The organism is Mycobacterium sp. TH-M116, assembly GCF_057473685.1.
Genome location: NZ_JBYCLC010000238.1, coordinates 1 through 4,852, shown reverse-complemented (window position 1 = coordinate 4,852; position 4,852 = coordinate 1). Strand labels below are relative to the sequence as shown.

At 66.4% G+C, this 4,852-nt stretch carries 3 protein-coding genes; 1 reads left to right on the top strand and 2 read right to left on the bottom strand.

Going from position 1 to position 4,852, the window contains the following annotated elements; genetic code table 11:
- Positions 1-2,859: condensation domain-containing protein (locus tag AC2VOK_RS11965; RefSeq protein ID WP_428900655.1), on the top strand; the 2,859-nt coding region annotated here is incomplete at its 5' end.
- A 66-nt stretch (positions 2,860-2,925) separates the two neighbouring features.
- Here the strand turns inward: AC2VOK_RS11965 and AC2VOK_RS11960 are convergent.
- Positions 2,926-3,600 carry a methyltransferase family protein gene (locus AC2VOK_RS11960; RefSeq protein ID WP_428900654.1) on the bottom strand — a complete coding sequence of 225 codons (675 nt, stop codon included), beginning with the start codon at positions 3,598-3,600 and terminating at the stop codon, positions 2,926-2,928.
- Positions 3,601-3,819: 219 nt separating this feature from the next.
- Complete coding sequence (locus AC2VOK_RS11955; protein WP_428900653.1) at positions 3,820-4,026, bottom strand: hypothetical protein; 207 nt, start codon at positions 4,024-4,026, stop codon at positions 3,820-3,822.
- Positions 4,027-4,852: the final 826 nt, after the last annotated feature.

The following is a 4,852-nucleotide window of genomic DNA, read 5'->3' as shown; positions in this document are numbered from 1 at the left end:
GCCGGCGCCTGGTCGTTGACGGTGCCCGAGCCCGGGTCGGTCGATGCCCGCGATTGCCTGCAGACCGTGGACGTCTTGTCCGATGCGGCGGTGATCGAGGCGCGGTCGCGGTTGGACCCGGCGGGCGGGGTGATGCTGAGCGGGCTGTGGGTGCCCGCCACGGGTCGGTTGGTGCTGATCGTGCACCATCTGGCCGTCGACGGGGTGTCGTGGCGGATCCTGTTGGCGGACCTCAACCTCGCGTGGGCCCAGCTTTGCGCCGGCCAGCAGGTGGTGTTGCCGGCGGGCGGGACGTCGTTTGCGCGGTGGGCGTCGCTGCTGGCCGAGCACGCATGCCGCCCGGAAGTGGTGGAGCACTCTCAGGTGTGGCGGCAGATCGCCGCGACACCCGCGGCGCTTCCGGCGGTCCGACCCGAGGTGGATACGTTTGCCACCGCGGGGAACCTGTCGGTGGAGCTGGACGCCGAGACCACCCGCATGCTGCTCGGGGAGGTGCCGGCCGCGTTTCATGCCGGGATACACGAGATCCTGTTGATCGCCTTCGCCCTGGCGGTTGCCGAGTTCGCGGGCACCGGTGGGCCGGTCGGGATCGACGTGGAGGGGCACGGACGTCAGGAAGACCTCGCCGCAGACGTCGACCTGTCCCGCACCGTGGGGTGGTTCACCACGAAATACCCGGTGGCGTTGAGCGTTGACGGGCCGGTCGGCACGCTGGACTGGGCGCAGGTGAGCGCCGGTGAGGCGGCGCTCGGGGCGGTGGTCAAGGACGCCAAAGAGCAGCTACGGGCCATGCCCGACGGTCTGACTTACGGGGTGTTGCGCTATCTGAATTCCGCTGTCGACGTGGCCGGGTCCGATCCGCCGTTCGGGTTCAACTATCTGGGCCGCATGGGCGCAGCGGCCGACACCTCAGGTGACCTGTGGCGGCTCTGCCAGGACGGCGGATCCGTTGCCGGGGTGGCCGCGGCGATCCCCATGCCACTGATGCACACCGTGGAGCTCAACGCCGGCACCGTGGACACCGACACCGGCCCGCAGTTACGCGCCGGCTGGACGTGGGCGCGCTCGGCACTGGACGAGGCGCAGGTCGGCCGGCTCAGCCGGTTGTGGTTCGAGGCCCTGGCCGGCATCTGTGCGCACGTGCACGGCGGCGGCGGCGGGTTGACGCCGTCGGACATCGTGCCCGCGCGCCTGAGTCAGCAGCAGATCGACGAACTCGGGCGGCGGTACCGCATCGCCGACGTGTTGCCGCTGACCCCGCTGCAGCAGGGTCTGCTGTTTCATGCGAACACCGCGGAGGGTGGCGATGACGTCTACGCGGTCCAGCTGGATGTGACGTTGAGCGGCCGGCTCGATCAGCACCGGCTGCGCGAGGCCGTGCACATGGTGATCAACCGGCATCCCCACCTCGCGGCCCGGTTCTGTTCGCACTACGACGAGCCGGTGCAGATCATCCCGTCCGATCCCGCCGTGCCCTGGCGCCACGTCGTCGCCGACGGTGCCGACGTCGAGGCGCAGATCCAGCACGTGTGCGCCGCCGAACGTGCCGCGGTCTACGACATGGCCAATCAGCCGGCGTTTCGGGTGGCTTTGATCCGCACCGCGCCGGATCGGCACCGGTTCGTGTTGACCAATCACCACATCGTGCTGGACGGGTGGTCGCTGCAGATCCTGCTGGGCGAGATTTTTGCCGGCTATTACGGCCAGTGGTTGCCCACGGCGGCCCCCTACCGCAGGTTTGTCACCTGGCTGTCCGGTCGGGATCGCGCCGCCGCCCGCGCGGTGTGGCGTGAGGTATTCGCCGGTTTTGACACGCCCACACTCGTCGACCCGGTGGACCGGTTCGGGCTGGGGCGGCGGGGCGGCGCCTCGTTCCGGGTGCCCGAGCCGATCACCCGGGCCGTCGGCGAGCTGGCGCGGTCGCGCCACACCACGGTCAGCACGGTTCTGCAGGCCGCCTGGGCGCAGCTGCTGACCTGGCTGACCGGTCAGTGCGACGTCGCCTTCGGCGCCGTGGTCTCGGGGCGGCCCGCCGAGGTGGCCGACGCGGAGTCGATGGTGGGCCTACTGATCAACACGGTCCCGGTGCGGGTCAGCATCACCCCGAACAGCACCGCCGCCGACCTACTCGATCAGCTGCAAAGCGCCCACAACCACACCTTCGATCACCAGCACCTCGGGCTCAGCGAGATTCACCGCGCCACCGGCCACGAACGGCTCTTCGACACCGTCTTCGTCTACGAGAACTATCCGACCGACGCCGCCGCGTTGTCGGGCAACGAAGGGCTGGCGGTCACCGCGGTCACCAACCGCGACTACTACCACTACCCGCTGACAGTGCAAGCTCTGCCGGGCAGCCAAGTGGAACTTCACGTCCAATACCGCGCGGACATGTTCGACGTCGCCGACGTCGAAGCATTGATCGAGCGATTCGAGCAGGTCTTGGTGGCCATGACCGCCGATGCGACGCGGCCGTTGCTGTCGTGGGACGCGCGAGACGCGCGCATGCACACCCGGACGAATGGGAACGGTGCGGCGACCGCCGCTTCGGCGCCCGACTATCGCCGCAGCGGCGACGACGACGCTCCGGCCACCCTGATCGAACAGATCCTGGCGGACATCTACGCTCAGGTGCTCGGGGTGGACCGCGTGCCGATGGGCGAGTCGTTCTTCGTGCTGGGCGGGGATTCGATTTCCGGGATGCGGGTGATCGCCGCGATCAACGCAGCTCTGGGTATCGACCTCGCGGTGCGGACTTTGTTCGACGCGCCGTCCGTCCGGAGCCTGAGTCAGCGGTCGGCGGCACTCGCCGGATCATTGGAAGAAGTTCCCGCGGCGAGACCTGCCAGCGATCTCTGAGGCTGCGCCGGCGGTCCGTCTGGGGCGCAGCAGGAGTTCAGGGGCCTCGGCTGCTGCTCGCGGCCGCTACCACACCCGGGGTACCAGCCGGTAACGCACTTTCCGGGTGTACTCGCGGTATCCCTCCAGCTCGTTCTGGAGCAGCTTCTCCTCGTCGCCGATGCGCGAGGCGAGCACGATCAGTCCGGGAACGACGAAGACGAGCCCCCAGAGGGAACCGAGCGCAAGCGGGATGCCGACCATCATGATCACATTGCCGGTGTACATGGGGTGGCGCACCAGCCCGTACAGACCCGTGGAGACGACTGTCTGGCCGGCCTCCACTCGGACGGTTGCGGCGGCATAGCTGTTCTGAACGACGACGAGGCCCATCACGCTCAGCCCAACGGCTACCACGACATCCCCGACCAAACAGATTGTTGTCGGTACCCGCGACCAGCCGAAGCGATGGTCGAGCGCGCTGACCACGACCATCGCCGCGAGCGACAAATACAACCCGGCGATGACGACCTTCTGCGCCGTCCGGGTCTCCGCCGCCGGCCCCCCACGTATCCGCGCCTGGAGCGCGACGGGGTTCGTGCGTAGCAGGTAGAGGGCGGGCAGCCACGCCAAAACGGCAACCACCACGAGAAAAACCCACGCTTGCCAGTAATGGACCGTGCCCGCCGGGACAAACAGGATCAATCCGAACGCCGCAAACTCGACAAGACCGAATACCATCAACTTCGGGATGGTCTTCACCGATTCTCCTTCGTCCATCCGGTCGCGCACTCCTGCAACGGATCTTGTGGTAGCGGAAAACCGCTACTGCCGGGCGTCAGTATCGCACTGACCGCCGGAGCCACGACGGCGGCGCAGGAATGAAACTACCGCTGCTGATCCGGAGAATGGCGGCGAATGTGTCATCTGCCGCACCCGAGGCTCGGCTCGGTGGCGGATGGTTGCCCCGGGCGCGGACGCTCACCGCAATTTCTGGTAGCCGGAGCGACTGAGAGCCTCTACAGCCGCAAGCACTCGATTACCGACCGACCGTTGGTACTCACGCAGATATTTCACCCGGCGCGGGTCCGCCTCTCCGAGGTGGTGGGTGAGGGGATGTTCCGTTCCCCAAACCGCATCCTGCGCTGCCTCGCCCACGGCGACTTCAAAATCCTCGTCCCAGTTCATCGTTCTCCCGATTGCGCGCCACCACGGGCCACCGTCGATTCTCGGACACGAAATGCTGTTCAGCAGCCATCCTCTCCTCAAGCTCCCGTAGCTGTCATTTTTGCTATTCGGTTCGGGGATAAGCGAAATTGACGCACGCGTACCACGAGAACTGGCTTACGGCAGTGGTCGAGCAGCGTTCGAGTGTTGTCGGTGAGGCCTCGGGGATGGGGTCGGCTGATTCGCCGGCGACTGAACGGACGTGTGCGCGGCGGGGGGGACCGCACTTCTTCCGAGAGCATGGGCTCGCATCCGGTTCCCTCACGGCGTTCCTTCTTACTTCACAGTAAGTAAAGAACCTACTCTGCAGTAGGTACAAATGTCACGCGGTCGCGGGTAACTTTTTAGGCCGCGATTGCAACCGCCTCGCTGTCGTTCCCGAGCAAACAATTCGGCGCTGCCCACGGCGCTGGGTCTGATTGCGAGGTCCAACAGCTATCAGCGGTGTTTTCCACTGCCTTTCGCATGTCGTGGCTGGCTCTCCCGTTGGGGTGGCCAGAAGTTGGGCCGCCGGCCAAGCAAATTTCACACCCGAGCAAAGCTCACATCTCGGTGTGAGCCGACTGGCCGACTCGGTTTCGGGCGCCGCGACAGGCCCATGCCCGACTCCCCAGTACGCGCTCCATCGGACCGTACTCGGGATTGCCGATTTGACCTCGAATTTTATGCAATTATCCAGTTGGTGCGACTTCACTCCGGCGCGTCCGTGACTGGAGATACGCCTAGTGAAAGTCGGTGCCTGCACTGACGAACATTTATCGCACCGCGAGGTTGTCGGTTGATGGCC